Genomic DNA, 22837 nt, shown 5'->3' on the forward strand with positions numbered 1-22837 from the left:
TGCGACCTTGCATACCTTTGGGCGGCAAATCAGGACCTGGTCGGACGGCATGGCGGAAATACGCGATCTGAAGCTGTTGGTTTCACTGGCCCGGCACAAACATTTTTCCCATGCTGCGGAAGAAAGCGGAATATCCCAGCCCGCGTTTTCGGCCCGTATCCGCAAGATGGAAGATGAATTCGCCATCCCCCTCGTACGCCGGGGCAACAAGTTTCTCGGCTTTACCCGCGAAGGCGAAGTCGTTCTGAAATGGGCGCGACGCCTGCTGAACGATGCGGAAGGCATGCGACAGGAAATCGACCTCCTGCGCAACACGCTGCGCGGCAAGCTGGTGGTCGGCACCGTGCCCACGGCCCTGCCCTTTGCCGCCATCGTCTCGGCACATCTGCGCAAGGCACATCCCGAACTGTCTCTGGAGCTGCAATCGCTATCCTCGCGCCAGATCGAGTTGCGGCTCAATGATTACACGCTGGACGCCGGCCTTACCTATGTGCAAGAGGCCGATCCCGAATATACGGAAACCCTCTACAACGAGAGTTACGTGCTCATCGCCCCGGCGCATATGGCCCCCCGTTCCGCGGGCCAGGCCCGCTGGAGCGAGGCGGCGGCGCTGCCCCTGTGCCTGCTGACGCCGGACATGCGAAACCGGAAGTTCGTCGACGAGATATTTCAGCGGATCGGCGCGACGCCGAACATTGTGATGGAAGCCAACGGCTTTACCGCGTTGCTGGCGCAGGTCGTGAGCGGCAATGCGGCAACCATCGCCCCGAAGGGCGTCGCCGAAACCTATTTCTCGGCCCGCACGGCCACGCGCCTGGATCTCGTCGAACCGTTCCGCACACAGGCGATCGGCCTGTCCATCCGGGACCAGCAACCGGACACGCCGATCATCCGGGCGTTCCGGCGCGCCGTGCAGAATTCATTATAACCAAAGCAAATGGCGCATTCTAAAATCGCGATTTGACCAAATATTGGCTCCTTGGGATACCAAAGCCCAAAGCAGGGAGTCGCCAATGACGATTATGAATACCAAGCCGGGCGTCTGGAAATCCGGCAAAGGCAAGGGCCGACGAACCCCCAAGGGGCGTCAGTATGAAGATGGCGCGCTTGCAGATGTGCGGCGTCTGCTGGGGCAGGCTCCGGTGCGGCGCGACCTGCTCATCGAATATCTGCACCTGATACAGGACGAATATGGCCACCTTTCCGCCGCTCATTTGCGGGCTCTGGCCGAGGTGATGCGCCTGTCTCAGGCCGAGATCTACGAGGTCGCCACGTTCTATGCCCATTTCGACGTGGTAAAGGAGGGCGAGGCACCGCCACCTGACCTGACGATCCGGGTCTGCGACAGCCTGTCCTGCGAACTTGCCGGCGCGCAGCAGTTGCGCGCCGCACTGGAAGACGGGCTCGATCCGGCCCGGGTCCGGGTTTTGCGTGCGCCCTGCATGGGCCGTTGCGACACCGCGCCGGTTCTTGAGATCGGACACAACCACATCGATCATGCGACACCCGAAAAGGTGATGGCCGCAATTGAAGCGGACGACACACACGCGCATCTTCCCGATTACGAGACATTCGACGCCTATAGTGACGCCGGCGGCTATGACGCGCTGCGCGCGTTGCGCAAAGGCGGCGCGACACCGGATGAGGTGCAGGACAAGCTGCTGGCCTCGGGCCTGCGCGGTCTGGGCGGGGCGGGTTTCCCCTCGGGCCGGAAATGGTCATTCGTGCGCGCCGAACCCGGACCGCGTTATCTGGCGGTGAATGGTGATGAAGGCGAGCCCGGAACGTTCAAGGATCGTTACTATCTGGAACGGACACCGCATCTGTTTCTGGAAGGGATGCTGATTGCAGCTTGGGCGGTCGAGGCCGAAACCTGCTTTATCTACATGCGCGACGAATATCCGGCAGTTCTGGAAATTCTGCGCCGTGAAATCGCCGCGCTGGAGCGCGCCGGGCTGGTCGCTGCGGGCCATATCGAACTGCGGCGCGGAGCCGGTGCCTATATCTGCGGCGAAGAAAGCGCGATGATCGAGAGCATCGAGGGCAAGCGCGGCATGCCCCGTCACCGTCCGCCCTATGTGGCGCAGGTCGGGATCTTTGATCGCCCGACCCTCGTGCACAATATCGAAACGCTCTATTGGGTCACGCGGGTCTGCCGCGATGGTCCCGAAGTACTGAGCGGGACCGAGCGGAACGGCAGAAAAGGTCTGCGCAGCTATTCGGTATCGGGCCGCGTGCGCAATCCCGGCGTGCATCTGCTGCCTGCCGGGTCGACCATCACAGACATCATCGAGGCCTGCGGCGGCATGCTCGAAGGCCATGAATTCAAGGCCTATCAACCGGGCGGGCCATCCGCGGGATTGCTCCCCGCACATATGAACGACATCCCGATGGATTTCGATACGCTGCAACCGCATGGCAGCTTTATCGGCTCTGCCGCGATCGTGATCCTGTCCGATCAGGACCGGGCACGGGATGCCGCGCTGAACATGCTGCGCTTCTTTGAAGACGAAAGCTGCGGCCAATGCACGCCCTGCCGCGTCGGCTGTGAAAAGGCCGTCAAACTGATGCAGGTCGACAGCTGGGATCAACCGCTGCTCGAGGATCTGTGCAAGGTGATGGTCGATGCCAGCATCTGTGGTCTCGGACAGGCAGCACCCAATCCCATCCTGCTCACGATGAAACATTTTGCGGACGAGGTATGATCATGGCCAATAAAATCACGTTTACGCTGGATGGCGAAGAGGTCAGCGCCGAACCGGGCATGAGCATCTGGGACGTTGCCAATGGCCGGGGCCTGAAAATTCCGCATCTCTGCCACAAACCCGCGCCCGGCTATCGCCCCGACGGCAACTGCCGCGCCTGTATGGTCGAGATCGAAGGCGAACGTGTTCTCGCCGCTTCCTGTATCCGCGAACCGTCCGAGGGCATGGTCGTCACCACCAACAGCGCGCGCGCGACGTCGGCCCGCAAGATGGTGATGGAGATGCTGGTCACCGACCAGCCCGCGCAGGCCGAGGCTCATGACCGCGCCAGCCATCTCTGGGAGATGGCGGCCGCGCAGGGCGTCGAGACGAGCCGGTTCCCCAAACTGGAAGAAAGCCGCGTGCCGCTGCTCGACAACAGCCATGTCGCGATGAACGTCAACCTGGACGCGTGTATCCAGTGTGGTTTGTGTGTCAGGGCCTGCCGCGAGGTTCAGGTCAATGACGTCATCGGGATGGCGGGTCGCGGGCATGATGCCTATCCGGTTTTCGACTTTGGCGACCCGATGGGAGAATCGACCTGTGTCGCCTGTGGCGAATGCGTGCAGGCCTGCCCCACCGGCGCGTTGATGCCGGCGGCGGTTCTGGACATTCACGGCCACGGCAGCAGCGCCGAGATCGACCGGGCAGTCGAAAGCGTCTGCCCGTTCTGCGGCGTCGGATGCCAGCTGTCCTTCAAGGTGCGCGACGACAAGATCGCATGGGTGGACGGGGTTGACGGCCCGGCCAACGAGAATCGCCTGTGTGTCAAGGGCCGGTTTGGATTTGACTATATCCACCATCCGCATCGGTTGACCAAGCCGTTGATCCGGCGCGAGGATGCCCCCGCCAAGGGGCTGAATGTCGACCCGGCGAACCCGTTGACCCATTTTCGCGAGGCGACTTGGGAAGAGGCGCTGGATTTTGCGGCAAACGGGCTCAAGGGGCGCGGCACCGAAATCGCGGGCTTTGGCAGCGCCAAATGCTCCAACGAGGAAGCCTATCTGTTTCAGAAGCTGATCCGGCAGGGTTTCGGACACAACAATGTCGACCATTGCACCCGTCTCTGCCACGCCAGCTCGGTTGCAGCCTTGTTGGAAAACGTCGGTTCGGGGGCCGTCACCGCGACGTTCAATGAAATCGAGAATGCCGATGCCGCAATCGTCATCGGCTGCAACCCGCTGGAAAACCACCCGGTTGCCGCGACCTATTTCAAACAGTTCGCCAAGCGTGGCGGCAAGCTCATCGTGATGGACCCGCGCGGCGTCGGGCTCAAGCGGTTTGCGTCTCACATGCTGCAATTCCGGCCCGGAACCGATGTTGCCATGCTGAACGCGATCATGAACGTGATCGTGCAGGAACACCTCTATGACGAGCAGTACATCGCCGGGTTCACCGAGAACTGGGACGCGATGAAAGACCATCTTGCCGACTTTACGCCGGAAAAGATGGCGCCGCTCTGCGGGATTGAACCCGACGTGATACGGGATGTCGCGCGCACCTTTGCGGGGGCGAGGTCGGCGATGATCTTCTGGGGCATGGGCGTATCCCAGCACATCCACGGCACCGACAATTCCCGTTGCCTGATTTCGCTGGCCCTGATGACGGGTCATGTTGGCCGCCCCGGCGCCGGACTGCATCCGCTGCGGGGCCAGAACAACGTTCAGGGCGCCAGCGACGCCGGTTTGATCCCGATGTTCCTGCCCGATTACCAATCGGTCGAGGATGACGGCGTGCGCTCGGCGTTTACCGAAGTCTGGGGCTCCGGGGATTTCTCCAACAAGAAGGGCCTGACCGTCGTAGAAATCATGGATGCGATTCATGCGGATGAGATCAAGGGCATGTATATCCTGGGCGAGAACCCCGCCATGTCCGACCCTGATGCGGAACATGCGCGCGCGGCGCTGGCCAAGCTCGATCATCTGGTGGTGCAGGATATCTTCCTGACCGAGACGGCGAACTATGCCGATGTGATCCTGCCCTCCTCGGCCTGGCCGGAAAAGACCGGCACCGTGACCAACACCAATCGACAGGTCCAGATGGGTCGCCCCGCCGTACCGCCGCCCGGGCTGGCAAAGGAGGACTGGTGGATCACCGTGCAACTGGCTCAGCGTCTGGGGCTGAACTGGTCCTATACCCACCCGCGCGAGGTTTTTGCAGAGATGTCGCTCAACATGCCGAGCCTTGACAACATCACGTGGGAGCGGCTGGAAAAGACGGCGGTCACCTATCCGAGCCTGACGCCGGACGATCCCGGTCAACCCATCGTCTTTGCCGACGGTTTCCCGCGCGCCGATGGGCGGGCGCGGTTCACCCCGGCCAGCGTGATCGCGCCGGCAGAAACTCCGGACGCGGATTATCCGATGATCCTGACCACCGGACGGCAGCTGGAGCATTGGCACACTGGCTCGATGACACGGCGCGCCAGCGTGCTGGATTGGGCGGAACCCGAGGCCAATGCCTCGCTTCATCCGCAAACCCTGCGCAAGCTGGGCGTCGAACCGGGCGGCATGATCAGCCTTGAAACCCGTCGTGGCCGCATCGAAATCATGGCACGGGCCGACCGCGCGGTTGCCACGGATATGGTGTTCCTGCCCTTCGCCTATGTCGAGGCCGCCGCCAACATCCTGACCAACCCGCAGCTCGACCCCTACGGCAAGATTCCCGAATTCAAGTTCTCGGCCTGCCGTGTCAGCGCGATACCCGCGTCTCACAGCACGGCGGCGGAATAGCAAAACAGGACCGTATGCCGCGCCATCGCGCGGCATACGGGGCCTTTTGGACCTCGGAATATGATCGGGGGCGCATCAACGCGCTCGATTCGATCAGGCTGCGTATCACTGCGGCGCCATGTGCAGCGCCGCCGTTGGTATTCTGTCATCCCTGCTTGACGGTCGCAGACATATTCTTGCGTTGCGGAAGCGCTCCTGACGCCTTGTAAATTTCGCGATCCGAAACAATGATGGCGTGCCGGTCGGTTTACGATTTCAGAAGTCGCGAAGTGACAGAGATCAAGCGTTTGGCTGAATTGTCTTGTGGCCTCGTTATTGCCGTTCACGGCCAAATCGTCTTACAAGAAAATTACATATAAACAGGGAGAGAAATTATGATCAGTCGGAGAAATCTGCTGAACGTGGCGGGCGCGGCTGCCGTGGCTGCCATGTCGACCGGTATGACCGCGACATCGGCGGCGGCGCAAGAGGTCACGCTGAAGTTGCATCAGTTCCTGCCGGCGCAGGCCAACGTGCCCACGCTGATTCTGGATGTCTGGGCCGACAAGATCGAAGCCGATTCGGACGGACGCATCAAGATCGACCGCTACCCGTCGATGCAATTGGGCGGCCGACCGCCCGAGCTGATGGACCAGGCGGTCGATGGGGTTGCCGACATCGTCTGGACCGTGGTCGGTTATACGCCCGGTCGCTTCCCCGGTACCGAGGTCTTTGAGCTGCCGTTCATGATGACCAATGCGCGGGCCGCGAGCCGCGCCTATTGGGAGATGTTCGAAAAGCACTGGAAAGACACCGATTTCAAGGACGTGCATATTCTCGGCGCCTGGGTTCACGGCCCCGGAATGTTTCACACCAAGGAGCCGATCACCACGCCCGAAGACCTGCGCGGCATGAAAATCCGCGGCGGTTCGCGGTCGGTCAATTCGCTGCTGTCAGAACTGGGCGCCACCCCGGTCGGCATGCCCGTCCCGGCAATTCCCGAGGGTCTGTCCAAGGGGGTGATCGACGGCACCACCATTCCCTGGGAAGTGACTCCGGCGCTCAAGGTGCCCGAACTGGTCAAGAACCATACCGAATTCACCGGTAATGCGCTCTATGTGCTGCCCTTCGTACTCGCCATGAACAAGGACAAGTACGAGAGCCTTCCGGATGATCTGAAAAAGGTGATCGACGACAATTCCGGCCTGGAATTTTCCGTCTTTGCCGGCGGCACCCAGGCCGACGCGGATGGTCCTGCCCGCCAGATCGCTGTCGATCTGGGCAACAATATCATCACCCTGGATGCCGAGCAGACCGCTGTCTGGAAAGAAGCCAGTCAACCGATCTATGATCAATGGGTCGCCGACATGGACAGCAAGGGAATCGACGGTCAGGCGCTGATCGACGAAGCCCGCTCGCTGATCGACCAGTACACCGAATAAACCGTCAAAAAGTGGACACGGGGGCGCTGCGCGAAACGTGCCGCGCCCCCGGACTGCGCCACGACGGACAGGGTAGAATTATGCACAAGTTCATGATGGGCCTGGCCCGTTTCATGGCGGTTCTGGGCGGTATCGCCCTGAGCTTCCTTATCCTGCTGACCTGTTTGTCGATCGCCGGGCGGTTGCTGAATGGCCTGTTTCACAGCGACGTCATGCAGAGCCTGTTGCCGAGCGTTTCGAACTGGATGATCAGGATCGGTGTCGGCCCGGTAAACGGCGATTTCGAACTGGTCGAGGCCGGTGTTGCCTTTGCCATTTTCGCATTCATCCCGCTGTGCCAGATCACCGCAGGGCACGCATCGGTCGACATCTTCACCAACAAGCTGTCCGCCGGGATGAACCGATTTCTGCGCATGGTGACAGAAACGGTATTTGCCGCCGTGCTGATCCTGATCGCGGTCAAGCTCTATGACGGCATGATCAGCAAGATGCGCTATGGAGAGACCAGCTTCCTGTTGCAATTTCCAGTCTGGTGGGCTTATGCGGCCAGCCTGTTCGGTGCCGTGGTCGCTGCGATTGTCGGCCTGTATGTCGCCGCAATCCGGATCTATGAATTTTCGACCGGTCGGATTGTCATGACCGAGGGCACGGAGGCCGACGCATGAGTGCGCTTGAAATCGGCATCGCATCCTTCCCCGCACTCATGGTCCTGATCTTCCTGCGGGTCCCGATCGGCCTTGCCATGTTCGTTGTCGGCCTGGTCGGGCTGGTGATCGTGACGGACGGCACCAATGTGGCTTTCTCGCGGCTCAAGAACGAAACCTACACGACCTTCTCCAGCTATTCGCTGAGCATCGTCCCGATGTTCCTGCTCATGGGGCATTTCGCAACGCTGGGCGGTATGTCCTCGGCTCTGTTCCGGGCTGCCGAGGGCTTTCTCGGCCACCGCCGGGGCGGTGTGGCGATGGCGGCAATCGGTGCCTGCGCAGGGTTTGGTGCCATCTGCGGCAGTTCCCTTGCAACCGCCGCCACCATGGGGCGCGTCGCCCTGCCCGAGCTGCGCCAATACGGCTATGCCGGCGGTTTTTCGACGGCCACCCTGGCTGCGGGCGGCACGCTGGGCATCCTGATCCCGCCATCCGTGGTGTTGGTGATCTATGCCATCCTGACCGAACAGAATATCGCCAAACTGTTCCTTGCGGCTTTCATTCCCGGCCTGCTCGCGGCGCTTGGCTATGTGATCGCGATCTCGATCTATGTGCGGCTTTACCCTGATTCTGCCGGCACACGCCCGCCGGTTCCCTATGCCGACCGCTTTACCGCGCTTTTCCGGGTCTGGCCCGTGCTGCTGGTGTTCGGCCTTGTGGTCGGCGGCATCTATCTCGGCTGGTTCACGCCGACCGAAGGCGCCGCCGTCGGGGCGGCTGGCACCGGGTTGATTGCATTCCTGAATGGCGGGCTGACCGTATCGACGCTGATCGAGAGCTTTCTGGTCACCGCGCGATCCACCGCGATGGTATTCTTCATCGTCCTCGGCGCAGGGTTCTACAACGGCTTTCTCGCCCTGACGCAGGTCCCGCAGGAGTTGTCGAACTTCGTCGTGAGCCAGGGTCTGAGCCCTTGGGTTGTCCTGTCGCTGATCCTCGTGTTCTATCTGCTGTTCGGTTGTCTCATGGACAGCCTGTCGATGATCCTGCTGACCATCCCGATCTTCTTTCCGGTGATCAGTATCCTTGACTTCGGAATGAGCCCGGAACACGTGGCGATCTGGTTCGGCATCCTCGTACTGATCGTGGTCGAGGTCGGTCTGATCACGCCGCCGGTGGGCATGAATCTGTTTATCATCAACGCGATGGATCGCAAGACGCCAATGATTGAAACCTACAAGGCGGTGATGTTCTTCGTCGGCTCAGACCTCGTGCGCGTGGTGATATTGGTGATGTTTCCGGCGATTACGCTCTTCCTGCTTCCGGGCTGAGACAGGTTAAGCGATCGCACCATCCGGTGGATTGCGGTCGCGGGGTCTGGAATCAAAGACTTTTGTCGATTTAACGAGTCGTGATAGCGTTGGAATCACGAGGGGCTTATTTTGCCTCGCAACCGGGGCATGTGCCCGAGGAACACGAGTATTGGAGTTGTTATGTATATTAATCGTCAAGTCGCCGAAGCACCGCGCACCGCCGCGCTTGCAACCGAGATCTCCAAGCTGACAGGACCTTGCATCGGCTGTACCGAATGCAACGGTCTGTGCAAGGAGCTGATCGAAGCGCTGATCCTGCCCGACATGATCCTGTCGAAGGGTCAGAAACCGCAATAGGGCGACGCCCTGCGCCGACAGCCCCCCGTCACGTCAAGCCACGCTGACGTGCATCCGACATTACGACCCAGATTTCACTTTCAGCGGAACGCTACGCTGTCTTTTCCGATGGAACACGCAAGAGCGACGCCCGCGACTCCGAGGCAAATTCGCGCCGATAGAGAACCGCCGTGGTCACGACAACCCCGATCATCAATGCGGCCGGCCCCAACAGCCACGCCACCGACGCGAGCGCGAAATATACGGATCGCATCGCCCGGTTATAACTGCGCGCCGCGGTGATGTTGACATCCGCCGCCTGCTCCGCGCGCGGATAGGTTCGCGGGTCTTCGGGATCGTTGGGCACAGACGCCATGAGAACCGCGCAATATCCGAAAAGGCGATGTGCCCAGACGAATTTGAGAAACGCATTCGCCAGCAACGCCACTACCAACAGCACCTTGACCTCCCACACGATCGCCGGGGCGTTGCCGTGCGTCAGGTCCGTCACCAGACCGGCAAGCTGATCGGTATTGCCGATCACGGCCAGCGTCCCGCCGATGGCGATCATCGACGCAGACGCAAAAAAGGCCGTTCCCTGCCGCAGGTTCCCGATCAGTTGCGCATCGAACACCCTGGGTTCGCGCGAGATCATGTTGCGCATCCATTCCCGCCGAAAACCCACCATGAGAACCGAGACCGATGGCTGCCCCTCGGGCGGCGACTCGATCCGCCAGCCGATCCAGACAATCGCCAGAACCAGCCAGAACAGAGCCGCCAGATCGAGAGGGGAAAACAGGGTGAGGGTCTGTATCACGGTCATGATGTAACAGTAGGACGACTGCAAATCACTTGCCAGACACCATAATTGGTAATATAAATTTACCAAAACGGAGATCCGCATGGAAATGCCGCCCCCAAATCCCGCCGTTCTGGCGCGCAAGTCCCGTCTGATCGAACGGCTGTCCGGGGTACTGCCCGCCGATGCGCTGATCCACGAACCGGCCGAGACCCGCGCCTATGAGTGCGACGCGCTGACCGCATATCGCTGCCCACCGATGCTGGCGGTACTGCCCTCCACCACGCGCGAGGTGTCGGACGTTCTGCGCATTTGCCACCAGGAAGGCGTGCCGGTCGTTCCAAGGGGCGCGGGCACATCGCTGGCCGGCGGCTCGCTGCCGACTGCGGATAGTGTAATCCTCGGCGTTGCCCGCATGAACGCGGTGCTGGAGACCGACTATGACAACCGCATCATCCGCGTACAGTCGGGGCGCACCAACCTCTCGGTCACGGGCGCGGTTGAAGAAGAGGATTTCTTTTACGCTCCCGATCCGTCCAGCCAACTGGCCTGCGCGATCTCGGGCAACATCGCGATGAACTCCGGCGGCGCGCATTGCCTGAAATATGGCGTGACCACCAACAACCTTCTGGGTGTCACCATGGTGATGATGGATGGCACGGTGGTCGAGATCGGTGGCGCGCATCTGGACGCGGCGGGCCTTGATCTTCTGGGCGTGATCTGCGGTTCCGAGGGACAGCTTGGCGTGGTGACCGAGGCGACGCTGCGCATCCTGCCAAAACCCGAAGGCGCGCGACCGGTGCTGATGGGATTTGACGACAGCGAGGTCGCGGGCGCTTGTGTCAGCAACATCATCAAGGCGGGTGTTCTGCCGGTCGCGATCGAATTCATGGACCGGCTGTGCATCCGCACCAGCGATGCCTTTGCCAACGCGGGCTATCCGGATTGCGAGGCCCTTCTGATCGTCGAAGTCGAAGGGTCGGAGGCCGAGATCGACGCGCAATTGGCGAGGATCATCGAGATCGCCCGCCGCCACAACCCCGTCGAACTACGCGAAAGCAAATCGCCCGAGGAAAGCGCACGCATCTGGCTCGGTCGCAAGAGCGCCTTTGGCGCAATCGGACAGATCAACGATTACATGTGCCTTGACGGGACAATCCCTGTTTCCGCCCTTCCCGAGGTGCTGCGCCGGATCGGCGAACTGGCCCGCGACATCGGCCTCGAAGTGGGCAACGTGTTTCATGCAGGCGACGGCAACATGCATCCCCTGATCCTGTTTGACGCGAACAAGCCCGGCGATCTTGAGCGCTGCGAGGCTCTTGGTGCCGAGATTCTCAAACTCTGCGTCGATGTCGGCGGCTGTCTGACCGGCGAGCACGGCGTCGGCATCGAAAAGCGGGACCTGATGTTGCACCAGTACAGCCCCGAAGATCTCGAGGCACAGATGGCGGTCAAGGACGTGTTTGACCCGGCGTGGTTGCTCAATCCCGCCAAGGTCTTTCCGCTGTCGCAATCCGAAGCCCGCCGCACTGCCGCCGCCGCAGCGTGAGCGGTCCGGCATCACCGCATCCCCCGTCGAAACGACCAGGACAGAACCATCATGACACCCGTAGAAACCGAGGCCGATCTGGCCGGCCTGATTGCTGGCGCGCGCGACCCTCTGGCCATACGGGGCGGTGGCAGTCGTGGTGTGCGCCCCTGGGGAGAGACGCTTGAGACCTCCGGGCTGACCGGTATCGACCTGTACGAACCCGGGGCGCTGACGCTCGTCGCCGCGGCGGGCACACCGGTTGGCGAGCTGCAACGCCTGCTCGCCACCGAAAATCAGCGGCTCGCGTTCGAACCGATGGACCACCGCCCGCTGCTGGGCACCACGGGCGAGCCGACCATCGGCGGCGTCGTGGCCGGCAACATTTCCGGGCCTCGGCGGGTTCAGGCCGGCGCCTGCCGCGATTTCCTGCTCGGTGTGCGCTATATCGACGGCACCGGCACCGTCATCAAGAACGGTGGCCGTGTCATGAAGAACGTGACCGGATACGATCTGGTCAAGCTGATGGCCGGCAGTTGGGGGACGCTGGGGGTGCTGACACAAGTGTCTCTCAAGGTGCTGCCCCGCGCGGAAACACAGGCAACTGTTGTGGTCTCCGATACAGGTCTGGCCGGGGCCGTCCGCGCCATGTCCGCAGCCCTCGGTTCGCCCTACGAAGTATCGGGCGCCGCCTTTGATCCGGCAGAGGACTCGGTTTTCATCCGCATCGAGGGTTTTGTCGATTCGGTCGCCTATCGGCTCGGTCGCCTCACCGACCTGCTGGGCGGTCACGGTACGGTCACTGCCATCGAAGACGCCGACGCCTCGGACGCCCTGTGGAAACGCATCCGCGACGTCGAGACATTTGCGGATGCACCCGGCGACGTCTGGCGGCTCTCGGTCAAACCCTCCGATGCGCCGGAGATTTGCGACAGGCTCGATGCCGAAGGCGTGTTGCTGGACTGGGGCGGCGGGCTGATCTGGGTGTGCGTTCCTTCGGCAACCGATCTGCGCGGACGCCTCGGTGCATTTGGCGGCCATGCCACGTTGATCCGTGCCGATGCCGAAACCCGCGCGGCCCTGGGCATGTTCCAGCCGGAACCCGACCCGATCCAGGACATCAGCGCCCGGTTGCGCGCCCGCTTCGACCCGCGCGGCATTTTCAATCGCGGCCTGATGGGGAGAACCTGAGCCATGCAGACCACATTCACCCCCACCCAGCTTCGTGATCCCGCGATCCAGCGCAGCAACGAAATCCTGCGATCCTGTGTGCATTGCGGATTTTGTACCGCGACCTGCCCGACCTACCAGGTGCTGGGCGACGAGCTCGACAGCCCGCGCGGACGGATTTACCAGATCAAGGACATGCTCGAAAACGAGCGCGTGCCCGACGAACGCACGGTGCTGCATATCGACCGCTGCCTGAGCTGTCTTGCCTGCATGACGACATGCCCGTCGGGCGTTCACTACATGCATCTGGTCGACCATGCGCGCGCCTATATCGAGAAACGTTACAAGCGCCCGTTCGGCGATCGGGTCTTGCGCTGGATACTTGCCCGTATCCTGCCCTACCCGACACGGTTTCGCCTGGCGCTGCTCGGGGCAAAAATCGGTCGGCCTTTCGCCCGGTTGATGCCCGACGCACGGCTGCGCGCGATGATCGCAATGGCCCCCCGGACCATTCCCCCTGTCAGCCGCAATGACGACCCGCAGAGCTTTGCTCCCACCGCGCCCCGACGCATGCGGGTGGCCCTGATGACCGGATGTGCGCAAAAGGCGCTGAACACGGATATCAATGATGCGACCATTCGCATATTGCGCCGCTTTGGCTGCGAAGTCGTCGTGGCACGCGGTGCCGGGTGTTGCGGGGCGCTGACGCATCACATGGGCAAGACCGATGAAAGCCATGAAGCCGCCGCCAGGAACATCCGCGCCTGGGTGGCCGAGATGGATGGCGACGGGCTTGATGCCATTGTGATCAACACCTCGGGTTGCGGCACCACGGTCAAGGATTACGGCCACATGTTCCGCAATGATCCCCTCGCCGCTGATGCTGCGCGGGTGTCTGAGATTGCAATGGACGTGAGCGAAATTCTCACCCGGCTCGATCTGCCCGAAGCCGCGCCGAGGAATACGGTCGTCGCCTATCACGCGGCCTGTTCTCTGCAACATGGGCAGCAGATCAGGACCCATCCCAAGACCCTGCTGAAACGCGCGGGCTTTACCGTTGTCGAACCTGCCGACAGCCATTTGTGTTGCGGCTCGGCCGGCACCTACAACCTGATGCAGCCCGAGATTTCGGCCGAACTCAAGACACGCAAGCTGCGCACGCTCAAGGCGAAATCGCCCGACATCATCGCCGCCGGCAATATCGGTTGCATGATGCAACTCGGCTCGGGGGCGGACGTGCCCGTCGTGCATACGGTCGAACTGCTCGACTGGGCGACCGGGGGGCCACGGCCACCGGCCCTGTCTGCACACTGCCCGGGCGAGATGTCGGTGCCGGTCCTCAGGTAAGGCTTGCAGGCGTCCCGCTTTCGCCGCAACATTCGAATATCCTTTGCCTTGATCCTCGCGGGAGTGGTTGCTTGCGTCTCTGGTTTTTCTGTCTGATGGTCCTGTTCTGCCCGCTCGCGGTCGCGGCACAGGACAGCGCGCTCAAACGTCTGGAAACCACCGAGTCCGGCCGCCAATGGGATGCGGTGGGGCGGCTCGACATCAAGGGCGCCGGGTTTTGTACCGGGGCGTTGATTGCGCCTGACCTCGTGCTGACGGCGGCGCATTGCATGTTCGACAAACCGACGAAAACACGAATAGACCCGGGATCCTTCGAATTTCTGGCCGGCTGGCGTAACGGGCGTGCCTCGGCCTATCGACAGGTGCGACGCGCGGTTGTTCATCCCGACTATATGTATGACCAGGACGTGACATCATCCCGCGTTCGCAACGACCTGGCCCTGCTGGAACTGCAGCAACCCATCCGCAACACCACGGTCGTTCCGTTCGATACCTCCGATCACCCGCGACGCGGTGACGAGGTTGGCGTGGTATCCTATGCGCTCGACCGCGCCGACGCGCCCTCCCTGCAAGAGGTGTGCAAGGTGATGGCGCGGCAGGACGGTATGCTGATCATGTCCTGCGATGTCGATCATGGCTCGTCCGGCGCACCGATCTTTGCCTTTGCCGGCGGGAGGCCGCGGATCGTTTCGGTGGTCTCCGCCAAGGCCGAGGTCAAGGGGCAGCGGGTTGCGCTTGGCACCGATCTGGCGGAACCGCTGGCGCATCTGAAATCGCAGCTTGAAAACGGCGACGGCTTTTCCATGCCCGTCGCGCCCAGAACCAACCGCATCACGGTGGGCGGCGCGCGTCGCGACATCGGCGCCAAATTCGTAAGCCCGTGATCGCCCGTGTCCGATACCTGTGCCTTATGGCGGTCCTGGGATCGCTGCTGTCGCCCACATCCGGCGCGGCGCAATCGACGGGGCTGGCCCGGCTGAGCGACCGGGACGATCTGCTGGGATGGGAGGCCGTTGGTCGGCTGGATATAGATGGCCGAGGCTATTGCAGCGGAACGCTGATCGCCACGTCCCTCGTGCTGACGGCGGCACACTGTGTCTTTGACAAGCAAAGCAGGCAATTGCGCGATCCCCGGAACCTGACGTTTCGTGCAGGGCTGCGCGATGGCGTAGCCATTGCCGAGCGCGGCGTGGCCCGGATTGCGGTGCCTGAAGGCTACGTGCCGGGATCGACAGAATGGCTCGACCGCGTCCGCCACGACATCGCCCTGCTGGAACTGGAAAAGCCGATTGTCAGCAGCGACGCGGATCCCTTCGTGCTGCATTCCGGCCAGCGCGTCGGCACTGCGGTCAGTGTCACGTCCTACGGGGAGGGCAGGTCAGAAGCCTTGTCACGGCAGCGGCGCTGCAACATCCTGGCAATCGTCGATGATGTGATGGCGTTTGATTGCGACGTCACCTTCGGCTCGTCCGGGGCACCGGTTTTTGCCAGGGTCGGCTCGCGGGGGCGCATCGTTTCCGTCATCTCGGGCGGCGGCACGTTCGAAGGGCAATCGGTCGCATTGGGACCGAGCCTGACCAAAATCGTCGGACGTCTCAAAGCACAGTTGCGCAATGCACCCCGTCCTGTTCCGGATCGCATTCGCCGGTTGCCGGTCGGAGAGCGCAATCAATCGACCGGAGCAAAATTTATCCGCAACTGAGGGTCTTGAAACCGCGTTCGCACGCCCCACATTTCTGTCATCGGAACGCCATACCGGGTTCCGGACCGCAATACTGCAATCGGGTTCGTCCAGGATGGAGAGCCCTTCTGAAATCGCTCGATGAATGAGGATATCACAATGCGTAACTTTGATTTTGCACCGCTGCACCGCGCCACCGTGGGTTTTGACCAGATCGCCGATCTGATGGACCGTGTCATGACCAACGATGTCGGCCAATCCAGTTACCCCCCCTACAACATCGAAAAGACCGCCGCCGATTCCTATCGGATCTCGATCGCGGTTGCCGGGTTCTCGGACAGCGATCTGAGCGTCGATGTCAAGGAAAACGCGCTTGTCGTGGCCGCCCGCAAGGCGGAGGATGACACCGAGCGCACCTATCTGCATCGCGGCATCGCGACCCGCGCGTTCGAACGCCGGTTCCATCTGGCCGAGCATGTGCGCGTCACCGGCGCCAGCCACGCCGATGGCATGCTGCATATCGACCTGACCCGCGAAATTCCCGAAGCGCTCAAACCGCGCCGCATCGAGATCACCAGCGTCAGTGGCAAATCGGTTGAAACCGATGTAGTCGATGCCAAGGCCGTGAACTGATCGTCCTTCTGACTTCCCTCGGTTAGACGATTGGCCCCGCATCTGGTCAGACAGGTGCGGGGTTTCTTGTTGCTATAGCAATTGGCGATAAACCTGAATCACCTGATGCTGCCTGAAATCAAAGATTTCAACGCGTCAGGTGATGCCAGATGTTTCAAGTTAATCGCGAAACGCTTTGGATCAGAGCAGCACCCGCATATCGCTCAGGCTGCGCACGGCGCCATAGCCACGCAAAGTGACCGGCGGGCCATCCAGCCGCATATCCGGCACCAGCCGCGCCAGCGCCTTGAGCGCCTCTTCCAGTTCGACCCGCGCAAGCGCTTCGCCAAGGCACCGATGCGGCCCGCCGCCAAAAACCGGATGCAAACGCGGATGATCGCTTCGGGTGATGTCGAAACTGTCCGGATCCGCATACACGTCAGGATCACGAAGGGCGGTCAGCATCGATACCGCAACAAAGCTGCCCTTGGGAATGAGAATACCCTCGATCTCGCGCGGTTCGAGCGTGATGCGGGGCAAGGAGCCGATCATCGGATCATAGCGCAACCCCTCCAGAACCGCAGGCGTGGCCCAACGCTCGGGATCCTGCACCAGCAGCGCCCACTGCTCGGGATGCAGGAGCAATTGCGACACCGTCGAGGCCAGCGCACCACGCGTCGTATCGGAACCGGCCAGCACCAGCGCCGCAAGCTGAGCGCGTATTTCGTCTTCGCTCAGCGGGCCGTCCGCGACCCGGCCAAGATAGGTGCTCAGGAAATCCGCCTCGGGGCTCGCGCGTCTCTGTTCGATCAGACCGGCGACGTAACTGTCCAGTTCGGCCATGTCCATGTCGGACTCGGCCCGGACCTCGTCGGAACAATGCGACAGCCCGCGGATCGCGGAATAGACATGGCGCGCGAATGCGCTTGTGTCGGCTTCGGGCGCCCCGATCAACGCAGCGATGACCTGCGCGGGATAGGGCCCGGCGATATGCTCGACAAAATCAACCGACCCCGCACCCCGCAACGGCGCGATCAGCGACGTGATCCTGGCTGCGATAGCCGGGCGCATTTCGGCAATAACCCTGGTCGCAAAGCTGCGAACGAGCGGCCCGCGCCGGTTGCGATGGACCTGGCCGTTGGAAAACAGCAGGGCATTGCGCTGAAACTCGAACATCGGTCCGTCGCGGACCCCTGAAATGAACATCCCCTCCAGCTCGAGCTGACGGGTCCATCTATCGTCGTTGATCATGTCCATGTTGGCGAGCGAGAATCCGGATATGATTCCCAGCCGGTTGCGCGCCAACGGCCCCTGTGCCCAGGCGGCGGCCATATACTCATGATCGGTCTGGCCTTCGACATATGCGGGAAAATCGGGGATGTCGCGTAGGGTTCCGGGCATCAGGTGCCTCAAGATTTACTGCAGATCGGCAACAGTCTAGCCGAATTGCCGCAAAATGCAGCCCCGACCCGACGTAAGCGGCCGGGTCGGGGCGTGGGTTCATTGCGCCGAAAGGCTCTGGGCCAGCCGCATGAGCTGTATCGCTTCGGTGCGATATCCGTAGGGATCCTCCCCCTTGCCGGCGCTGGCAAGAGCGATGGCCTCGTCATATCCCCAGTTTCCCAGGTAGCGGCCACCGCGCAGCAGCTGCCCGAACCCGGCAATCGCCGCGGCGAATTCGGTGTCGCCCTGCGCGGGCATATCCGTTGCGATTTCGGTTTCAATCAACCGGCTGGTTTCGCTGCCCGGTGCCTTGTAACGCAGGCGCAAAAACCCCAGTTCGTCGCTCGTCGCCTCCGTTGGAGCGGCCCCGTACCGCAAGGGGTCGGTCAACCGGGCAGGCGAGCCGACAGGGGTGATCTCATATAGCGCGGTGACAGCGTGCCCTGCCCCGATATCGCCCGCATCCACAGTGTCATTGTTGAAATCCTCGCGTCGCAAGGCGCGGGTTTCATACCCGATGAGCCGGTATTCGGCGACCGTCGCGGGGTTGAATTCCACCTGGATCTTCACGTCATCGGCAATCGGAAACAGCGCCCCGGTCAGTTGGTCGACCAGCACCTTCTGCGCCTCTGCCAGGGTATCGATATAGGCCGCCTGCCCGTTACCGTTCTGGGCCAGCGCCTGCATCGTCGCATCGTCCAGATTGCCGCGTCCAAAGCCCAGCACGCTGAGATAGGTGCCGCTCCGGCGCTTGTCGGCGATGAAATCCTCCAACGCCGACGGCTCCGACAGCCCGACGTTGAAATCGCCATCCGTGGCCAGAATGACGCGGCTTACCTCACCCTCCTGCGCCATTGCGGCAGCGGTGGCATAGGCCTGCTGCAATCCGGCCTGTCCGGCGGTGCTCCCTCCCGCATCCAGCCGGTTCAGCGCCGCCAGGATCGTCTGCCGGTCAGACGCCGCGGTCGGTTCCAGAACCTGCCCCGCGCTTCCCGCGTAGGTCACGATGGCAACCTGGTCTTCGTCGCGCAGCTGCCCCAGCATGAGCGCAAAGGACTGTTTGAGCAGCGGCAACTTGTTCGGCTGGTTCATCGAACCCGACGTATCAATCAGGAATACGAGGTTCAGCGGAGGCCGCTCTGCAATATCGGGCAAAGCCCCCTGAATACCGATATGGACCAGCCGCGTGTCTGCGTTCCAGGGCGTCGGAGCCACTGAAACGGTCGTCTGGAACGGCGCGTCACCGACCGGCGCGGGATAGTCATATGGGAAATAATTCACGAGTTCCTCAACCCGCACCATGTCCCGCGCCGGCAATCGCCCTTGCATCAGCGAATTGCGCAACACCGCATATGAGGCCGTGTCCACGTCGATCGAAAACGTCGAAACCGGGGCCTCTGCCGTGATCTGCAACGGATTGCTGTCGGCATTCGCAAAAACTTCGGTCGTGGCCTCCGGGGGCATCAGCATATCGGGCTGCGGCATGGGCATCAGGGCCTGCCCCGGTTCGGGTGCCGCAAGCGTCTTGGACATCCGTTGCGCGGCGGGTGCGGTGCCTGCGATGAAATCCTCCGCAATCTCGACAGGCGCTTCCTGCGCTATCTGCGCGGCGTCGTCCGCTGCCCTGTCGGCCTGCCCTGCCGATATGGCCGGCGCGGGGTCGAAATCCGGAGCCTCGCCCGGAACAATGACATCCCGCATCGGGGTCAGCGCCACAAAGGCAACCGCAACAATCGCGGTGGTCGCGGTCAGGCCCGCCCGCGAGGTCAGTGTATTCAGCATGATCTTTACTCCTGTCCAGAGGCTCGGTTTCGAGCCATCGGATATGGGACGCGCCGTCTCGCGCGATCCTTGGAGCAGGTCGAAATTTTTCCGCGCCAGCGCCAGATGTGCCGCCCTGATCGCGGCGTCGGGTTCGGGCGTTGCGGCGCGCATCGCGTTCCGCAGATCATCAAGATCGTCGCTCATGCCCGGTCCTCCTCTTGCCGCTGCGTCCTGAGTTTCTGTTTCACCTCGGAAATGCGCCAACTCACCGTTCCTTCGGACACGCCAAGGATTTCCGCCGCCTGAGCGTGTGTCATGTCATCCAGAACCAGTGCCAGCGTATCGCGCAGATCGTCAGGCAGGCCGCGCATCGCGACGGTCAGCCAGTCGATCCGCTCCGCCGTTTCCGCATCGGCCTCGCGGCGGGCGATCTCCCAACTGCCCCAGCCATCCGCGGCGCGCATATGTGTGGCCTGCCTGCGGCGGCGATCATGGGCCGCGTTCACCACGACCCGGTACAGCCAGGTGGTGAACCGCGCCTTGCCATCGAAACGGGCAATCTTGGCGGGCAACGCGGCGCATATGTCCTGGGTCAGGTCTTCCGCCTCGGCCCGCGATCCGGTCAAGCGAAAGGCAAGGTGAAACATCCGGTCGTAACAACGGTCGAGCAATGTCGAAAACGCCGCCCGGTCCCCCCGCGCCGCCGCTTTGGCCAGTTCCTCGTCAGTCACATTCATGCGCATCACATAGACTGTGACGTGCGCGGGCGGTCAATCCTTGGACCAGAACCAGAAAAAATCGCGACACCCGCAAATTCATGCCCTGAAACGCATTGGGGCGCCCAAACGGGCGCCCCGGCGACTTCATGCCCTGTCGGTTTCAGACCGACAGGCAGACATATTTCATTTCGAGGTAATCCTCGATGCCGTGATGGCTGCCTTCGCGGCCAAGCCCCGATTGCTTGACGCCGCCGAACGGCGCAACCTCGGTCGAGATGATACCTGTGTTGACGCCGACGATGCCATATTCCAGCGCCTCGGCCACCTTGTAGACGCGGCTCAGGTCCTTGGCATAGAAATAGGCGGCAAGGCCAAAGATGGTGTCGTTGGCCATCCCGATCACTTCGTCCACGTCATCGAACTTGAACAGCGGCGCCAGCGGACCAAAGGTTTCCTCCTTGGCGACCGCCATGTCCTGCGTCACGCCGGTGACCACGGTGGGCTCAAAGAACGTCCCGCCCAGTTCATGCTTCTTGCCACCGGTCAGAACTTCACCGCCCTTCGAGGTGACATCGCCCAGATGTTCAAGAACCTTGTCCACCGCCTCGCTGTTGATCAGCGGGCCGGTGGTCACGCCTTCGGACAGCCCGTCACCGACCTTGAGGTTTTCCACCGCCACCTTCAGCTTGGCCGCGAAAGCGTCGTAAACGCCGGCCTGGACATAGATCCGGTTGGCGCAGACACAGGTCTGGCCGTTGTTGCGGAACTTGCACATCATCGCGCCTTCGACGGCGGCATCGATATCGGCGTCGTCAAAGACGATGAACGGTGCGTTGCCGCCCAGTTCCATCGAGCATTTCATCACCTGGTCCGCCGCCTGCTTGAGCAGGATACGTCCAACCTCGGTGCTGCCGGTGAATGTGAGCTTGCGAATTGCCGGATTCTCGCAGAATTCCTTGCCGATCGCGCTCGCCGAAGACGAGGTGACCACGTTGAACACCCCTGCCGGAATGCCCGCCCGCTCGGCCAGTACGCCCATGACCAGGGCCGAAAGCGGCGTTTCCTTGGCGGGACGCGCAACAAAGGAACATCCGGCCGCCAGAGCCGGAGCCGCCTTGCGGGTGATCATCGCGTTCGGAAAGTTCCAGGGGGTGATCGAAGCCGCAACCCCGATCGGCTGTTTCATGACCATGATCCGCTTGTCGCGCTGATGGCCGGGAATGGTCTCACCGTAAATCCGCTTGGCTTCTTCGCCAAAAAACTCGATGAAAGACGCGCCATAGGCGATTTCGCCGACGGCTTCGGCAAGCGGCTTGCCCTGTTCAGCGGTCAGGATACGGCCCAGATCCTGCGCGTTCTCCATCATCAGGTCGAACCATTTACGCAGGATGCCAGCCCGTTCCTTGCCGGTCATCGCCGCCCATTCCTTCTGGGCCGCTTCGGCCTGGGCGATCGCATCCGCGACCTGCTCGCGGCTCAGGTCGGCGACTTCGGCGATGACATCGCCCCGTGCCGGGTTGGTGACCGCAAAGGTGCCGTTGTCGCCATCGATCCACTGGCCGCCGATATAGGCCTTGGTAACCAGCAGGTCCGGATCGTTCAGCAACGATTTGAGATCGGTTGTCGTGTCAAGCATTGAAGTGCCCTCCCGCAAGAGAAATTACTCGCGCAGGCAAATCAGGTGGGGCAAGCTTTGTCCAGAGCACATTGCGGGAAACCTGATGGAACTTGATGACGCATACGCGAACGGGGCCTATATCGACGATGCGGCGGCCTACCCTGCGCGCTGGCAGGCCGAGGCGCACGCATTTCGAACCGCACTCGGGGAACGGGCCGAGATCGCCCTGCCCTACGGCCCCGGCGAGCGGCATGTGCTGGACCTGTTTCATCCTGTGGGGCGGCACGAGGGGACCGCTTTCTTCATTCATGGCGGCTTCTGGCGGGCCTTTGACCGCAGTTCGTGGTCACACCTCGCCGGTGGGCTGATCGCGCGCGGCTGGTCGGTTGCCATGCCGTCCTACGATCTTTGCCCCGAGGTTACGATTGCCACCATATCACGCCAGATTGCGCAGGCTGTCCGGTTTGTTGCGGGACGCACCAGCGGACCGATCTCGATCACCGGCCATTCCGCGGGCGGGCACCTCTCGGCGCGCATGACGGACCCTGCGCTGATCCCTGCCGACGTCGCGGCGCGGTTCCGGACCATCCTGCCGATTTCGCCCCTGTCCGACCTGCGCCCGCTGCTCCGCACATCGATGAATGCCGACTTCCGGATGAGCATGGCGGATGCCAGCGCGGAAAGCCCGCTGCTGATGCGCGACAGGCACGATGCCAGGGTCGCGGTCTGGGTCGGCGCGAACGAGCGTCCGGCCTTTCTCGATCAGGCGCGCTGGCTGGCGCAGGCGTGGCGCGTTCCGCATGTCATCGCGCCGGGCAGACACCATTTCGATGTGATCGACCTTTTGCAGGATCCCGGCTCGGAGATGGTCAGCACCCTCATCGCAGACTGACCAAGCGGCATGCTAACGGTGACCTGCCATGTCATGCGATCGGCAAGCGGCGCGGTGCACCCGTTGACCAA

19 protein-coding genes are annotated in these 22837 nt (G+C 62.1%); 14 read left to right on the forward strand and 5 right to left on the reverse strand.

Features of this window, described 5'->3' with window-relative positions:
* The first annotated feature begins 49 nt into the window (after nucleotides 1-49).
* The 7 genes from AB9K34_RS10160 (at nucleotide 50) to AB9K34_RS10190 (ending at nucleotide 9214) form a co-directional block, all read left to right on the forward strand.
* Nucleotides 50-928, forward strand: coding sequence for a LysR family transcriptional regulator (locus AB9K34_RS10160; protein ID WP_369954309.1), 879 nt, complete (start codon nucleotides 50-52; stop codon nucleotides 926-928).
* An 85-nt stretch (nucleotides 929-1013) separates the two neighbouring features.
* Nucleotides 1014-2705 carry an NAD(P)H-dependent oxidoreductase subunit E gene (locus AB9K34_RS10165; protein WP_369954310.1) on the forward strand — a complete coding sequence of 564 codons (1692 nt, stop codon included), beginning with the start codon at nucleotides 1014-1016 and terminating at the stop codon, nucleotides 2703-2705.
* A gap of 2 nt (nucleotides 2706-2707) precedes the next feature.
* The gene (gene fdhF / locus AB9K34_RS10170) at nucleotides 2708-5476 is read left to right on the forward strand and encodes a formate dehydrogenase subunit alpha (protein WP_369954311.1); all 2769 of its coding nucleotides are present in this window, start codon (nucleotides 2708-2710) and stop codon (nucleotides 5474-5476) included.
* A gap of 374 nt (nucleotides 5477-5850) precedes the next feature.
* Nucleotides 5851-6897, forward strand: coding sequence for a TRAP transporter substrate-binding protein (locus AB9K34_RS10175; RefSeq protein ID WP_369954312.1), 1047 nt, complete (start codon nucleotides 5851-5853; stop codon nucleotides 6895-6897).
* 80 nt (nucleotides 6898-6977) lie between these two features.
* The gene (locus AB9K34_RS10180) at nucleotides 6978-7562 is read left to right on the forward strand and encodes a TRAP transporter small permease (RefSeq protein WP_369954313.1); all 585 of its coding nucleotides are present in this window, start codon (nucleotides 6978-6980) and stop codon (nucleotides 7560-7562) included.
* Nucleotides 7559-8875, forward strand: coding sequence for a TRAP transporter large permease (locus AB9K34_RS10185; protein ID WP_369954314.1), 1317 nt, complete (start codon nucleotides 7559-7561; stop codon nucleotides 8873-8875). Before AB9K34_RS10180 ends, AB9K34_RS10185 begins: the two co-directional genes overlap by 4 nt.
* A 162-nt stretch (nucleotides 8876-9037) precedes the next feature.
* Nucleotides 9038-9214, forward strand: coding sequence for a hypothetical protein (locus AB9K34_RS10190; protein WP_369954315.1), 177 nt, complete (start codon nucleotides 9038-9040; stop codon nucleotides 9212-9214).
* Between the two features lie 91 nt (nucleotides 9215-9305).
* Here AB9K34_RS10190 and AB9K34_RS10195 read toward each other — a convergent pair whose 3' ends face one another.
* Nucleotides 9306-10016, reverse strand: coding sequence for a DUF599 domain-containing protein (locus tag AB9K34_RS10195; RefSeq protein ID WP_369954316.1), 711 nt, complete (start codon nucleotides 10014-10016; stop codon nucleotides 9306-9308).
* Nucleotides 10017-10095: 79 nt separating this feature from the next.
* On the opposite strand from AB9K34_RS10195, the gene AB9K34_RS10200 reads away from it, so the two are divergent.
* The 6 genes from AB9K34_RS10200 to AB9K34_RS10225 all read left to right on the forward strand — a co-directional run bounded on the left by AB9K34_RS10200 (nucleotide 10096) and on the right by AB9K34_RS10225 (nucleotide 16351).
* Nucleotides 10096-11541 (forward strand): FAD-linked oxidase C-terminal domain-containing protein, encoded by a 1446-nt coding sequence (locus AB9K34_RS10200; RefSeq protein WP_369954317.1) that lies wholly within the window; start codon nucleotides 10096-10098, stop codon nucleotides 11539-11541.
* 51 nt (nucleotides 11542-11592) lie between these two features.
* Complete coding sequence (locus tag AB9K34_RS10205; protein ID WP_369954318.1) at nucleotides 11593-12711, forward strand: FAD-binding protein; 1119 nt, start codon at nucleotides 11593-11595, stop codon at nucleotides 12709-12711.
* A 3-nt stretch (nucleotides 12712-12714) separates the two neighbouring features.
* Complete coding sequence (glcF, locus tag AB9K34_RS10210; RefSeq protein WP_369954319.1) at nucleotides 12715-14037, forward strand: glycolate oxidase subunit GlcF; 1323 nt, start codon at nucleotides 12715-12717, stop codon at nucleotides 14035-14037.
* A 95-nt stretch (nucleotides 14038-14132) separates the two neighbouring features.
* The gene (locus AB9K34_RS10215; RefSeq protein ID WP_369954336.1) at nucleotides 14133-14921 is read left to right on the forward strand and encodes a serine protease; all 789 of its coding nucleotides are present in this window, start codon (nucleotides 14133-14135) and stop codon (nucleotides 14919-14921) included.
* A 26-nt stretch (nucleotides 14922-14947) separates the two neighbouring features.
* A complete protein-coding gene (locus AB9K34_RS10220; RefSeq protein WP_369954320.1) occupies nucleotides 14948-15739 on the forward strand; it encodes a serine protease in 792 nt (263 codons plus the stop codon).
* A 138-nt stretch (nucleotides 15740-15877) separates the two neighbouring features.
* The gene (locus tag AB9K34_RS10225) at nucleotides 15878-16351 is read left to right on the forward strand and encodes an Hsp20 family protein (RefSeq protein WP_369954321.1); all 474 of its coding nucleotides are present in this window, start codon (nucleotides 15878-15880) and stop codon (nucleotides 16349-16351) included.
* A gap of 180 nt (nucleotides 16352-16531) precedes the next feature.
* Here the strand turns inward: AB9K34_RS10225 and AB9K34_RS10230 are convergent, their stop codons facing one another.
* The 4 genes from AB9K34_RS10230 to AB9K34_RS10245 form a co-directional block, all read right to left on the reverse strand.
* Entirely contained in the window at nucleotides 16532-17731 is a 1200-nt protein-coding gene (locus AB9K34_RS10230; protein WP_369954322.1) for a cytochrome P450, read from the reverse strand.
* A gap of 99 nt (nucleotides 17732-17830) precedes the next feature.
* Nucleotides 17831-19741, reverse strand: a complete 1911-nt coding sequence (locus tag AB9K34_RS10235) for a von Willebrand factor type A domain-containing protein (RefSeq protein ID WP_369954323.1) — start codon at nucleotides 19739-19741, stop codon at nucleotides 17831-17833.
* Entirely contained in the window at nucleotides 19738-20274 is a 537-nt protein-coding gene (locus tag AB9K34_RS10240; protein WP_369954324.1) for an RNA polymerase sigma factor, read from the reverse strand. The genes AB9K34_RS10235 and AB9K34_RS10240 overlap by 4 nt, the downstream gene beginning before the upstream one ends.
* 142 nt (nucleotides 20275-20416) lie before the next feature.
* Nucleotides 20417-21892 carry an NAD-dependent succinate-semialdehyde dehydrogenase gene (locus AB9K34_RS10245; protein ID WP_369954325.1) on the reverse strand — a complete coding sequence of 492 codons (1476 nt, stop codon included), beginning with the start codon at nucleotides 21890-21892 and terminating at the stop codon, nucleotides 20417-20419.
* Between the two features lie 85 nt (nucleotides 21893-21977).
* Here AB9K34_RS10245 and AB9K34_RS10250 point away from each other — a divergent pair, with 85 nt between their 5' ends.
* Nucleotides 21978-22766: an alpha/beta hydrolase gene (locus tag AB9K34_RS10250; RefSeq protein WP_369954326.1), complete on the forward strand. Its 789-nt coding sequence runs from the start codon at nucleotides 21978-21980 to the stop codon at nucleotides 22764-22766.
* The last annotated feature ends 71 nt before the right edge of the window (nucleotides 22767-22837 follow it).

Origin of the sequence: Sedimentitalea sp. XS_ASV28, assembly GCF_041224545.1 — a bacterium.
In the GTDB taxonomy this organism is placed as follows: Bacteria; Pseudomonadota; Alphaproteobacteria; order Rhodobacterales; family Rhodobacteraceae; genus Sedimentitalea.

Coding starts and splice junctions, on each gene's coding strand:
- AB9K34_RS10230 (WP_369954322.1), bottom strand. CDS start 17,731: ATGCCCGGAACCCTACGCGACATCCCCGATTTTCCCGCATATGTCGAA.
- AB9K34_RS10205 (WP_369954318.1), top strand. CDS start 11,593: ATGACACCCGTAGAAACCGAGGCCGATCTGGCCGGCCTGATTGCTGGC.
- AB9K34_RS10190 (WP_369954315.1), top strand. CDS start 9,038: ATGTATATTAATCGTCAAGTCGCCGAAGCACCGCGCACCGCCGCGCTT.
- glcF (WP_369954319.1), top strand. CDS start 12,715: ATGCAGACCACATTCACCCCCACCCAGCTTCGTGATCCCGCGATCCAG.
- AB9K34_RS10165 (WP_369954310.1), top strand. CDS start 1,014: ATGACGATTATGAATACCAAGCCGGGCGTCTGGAAATCCGGCAAAGGC.
- AB9K34_RS10180 (WP_369954313.1), top strand. CDS start 6,978: ATGCACAAGTTCATGATGGGCCTGGCCCGTTTCATGGCGGTTCTGGGC.
- AB9K34_RS10200 (WP_369954317.1), top strand. CDS start 10,096: ATGGAAATGCCGCCCCCAAATCCCGCCGTTCTGGCGCGCAAGTCCCGT.
- AB9K34_RS10195 (WP_369954316.1), bottom strand. CDS start 10,016: ATGACCGTGATACAGACCCTCACCCTGTTTTCCCCTCTCGATCTGGCG.
- AB9K34_RS10240 (WP_369954324.1), bottom strand. CDS start 20,274: ATGAATGTGACTGACGAGGAACTGGCCAAAGCGGCGGCGCGGGGGGAC.
- AB9K34_RS10235 (WP_369954323.1), bottom strand. CDS start 19,741: ATGAGCGACGATCTTGATGATCTGCGGAACGCGATGCGCGCCGCAACG.
- AB9K34_RS10225 (WP_369954321.1), top strand. CDS start 15,878: ATGCGTAACTTTGATTTTGCACCGCTGCACCGCGCCACCGTGGGTTTT.
- AB9K34_RS10215 (WP_369954336.1), top strand. CDS start 14,133: ATGGTCCTGTTCTGCCCGCTCGCGGTCGCGGCACAGGACAGCGCGCTC.
- AB9K34_RS10160 (WP_369954309.1), top strand. CDS start 50: ATGGCGGAAATACGCGATCTGAAGCTGTTGGTTTCACTGGCCCGGCAC.
- AB9K34_RS10245 (WP_369954325.1), bottom strand. CDS start 21,892: ATGCTTGACACGACAACCGATCTCAAATCGTTGCTGAACGATCCGGAC.
- AB9K34_RS10185 (WP_369954314.1), top strand. CDS start 7,559: ATGAGTGCGCTTGAAATCGGCATCGCATCCTTCCCCGCACTCATGGTC.
- AB9K34_RS10175 (WP_369954312.1), top strand. CDS start 5,851: ATGATCAGTCGGAGAAATCTGCTGAACGTGGCGGGCGCGGCTGCCGTG.
- AB9K34_RS10220 (WP_369954320.1), top strand. CDS start 14,948: ATGGCGGTCCTGGGATCGCTGCTGTCGCCCACATCCGGCGCGGCGCAA.
- AB9K34_RS10250 (WP_369954326.1), top strand. CDS start 21,978: ATGGAACTTGATGACGCATACGCGAACGGGGCCTATATCGACGATGCG.
- fdhF (WP_369954311.1), top strand. CDS start 2,708: ATGGCCAATAAAATCACGTTTACGCTGGATGGCGAAGAGGTCAGCGCC.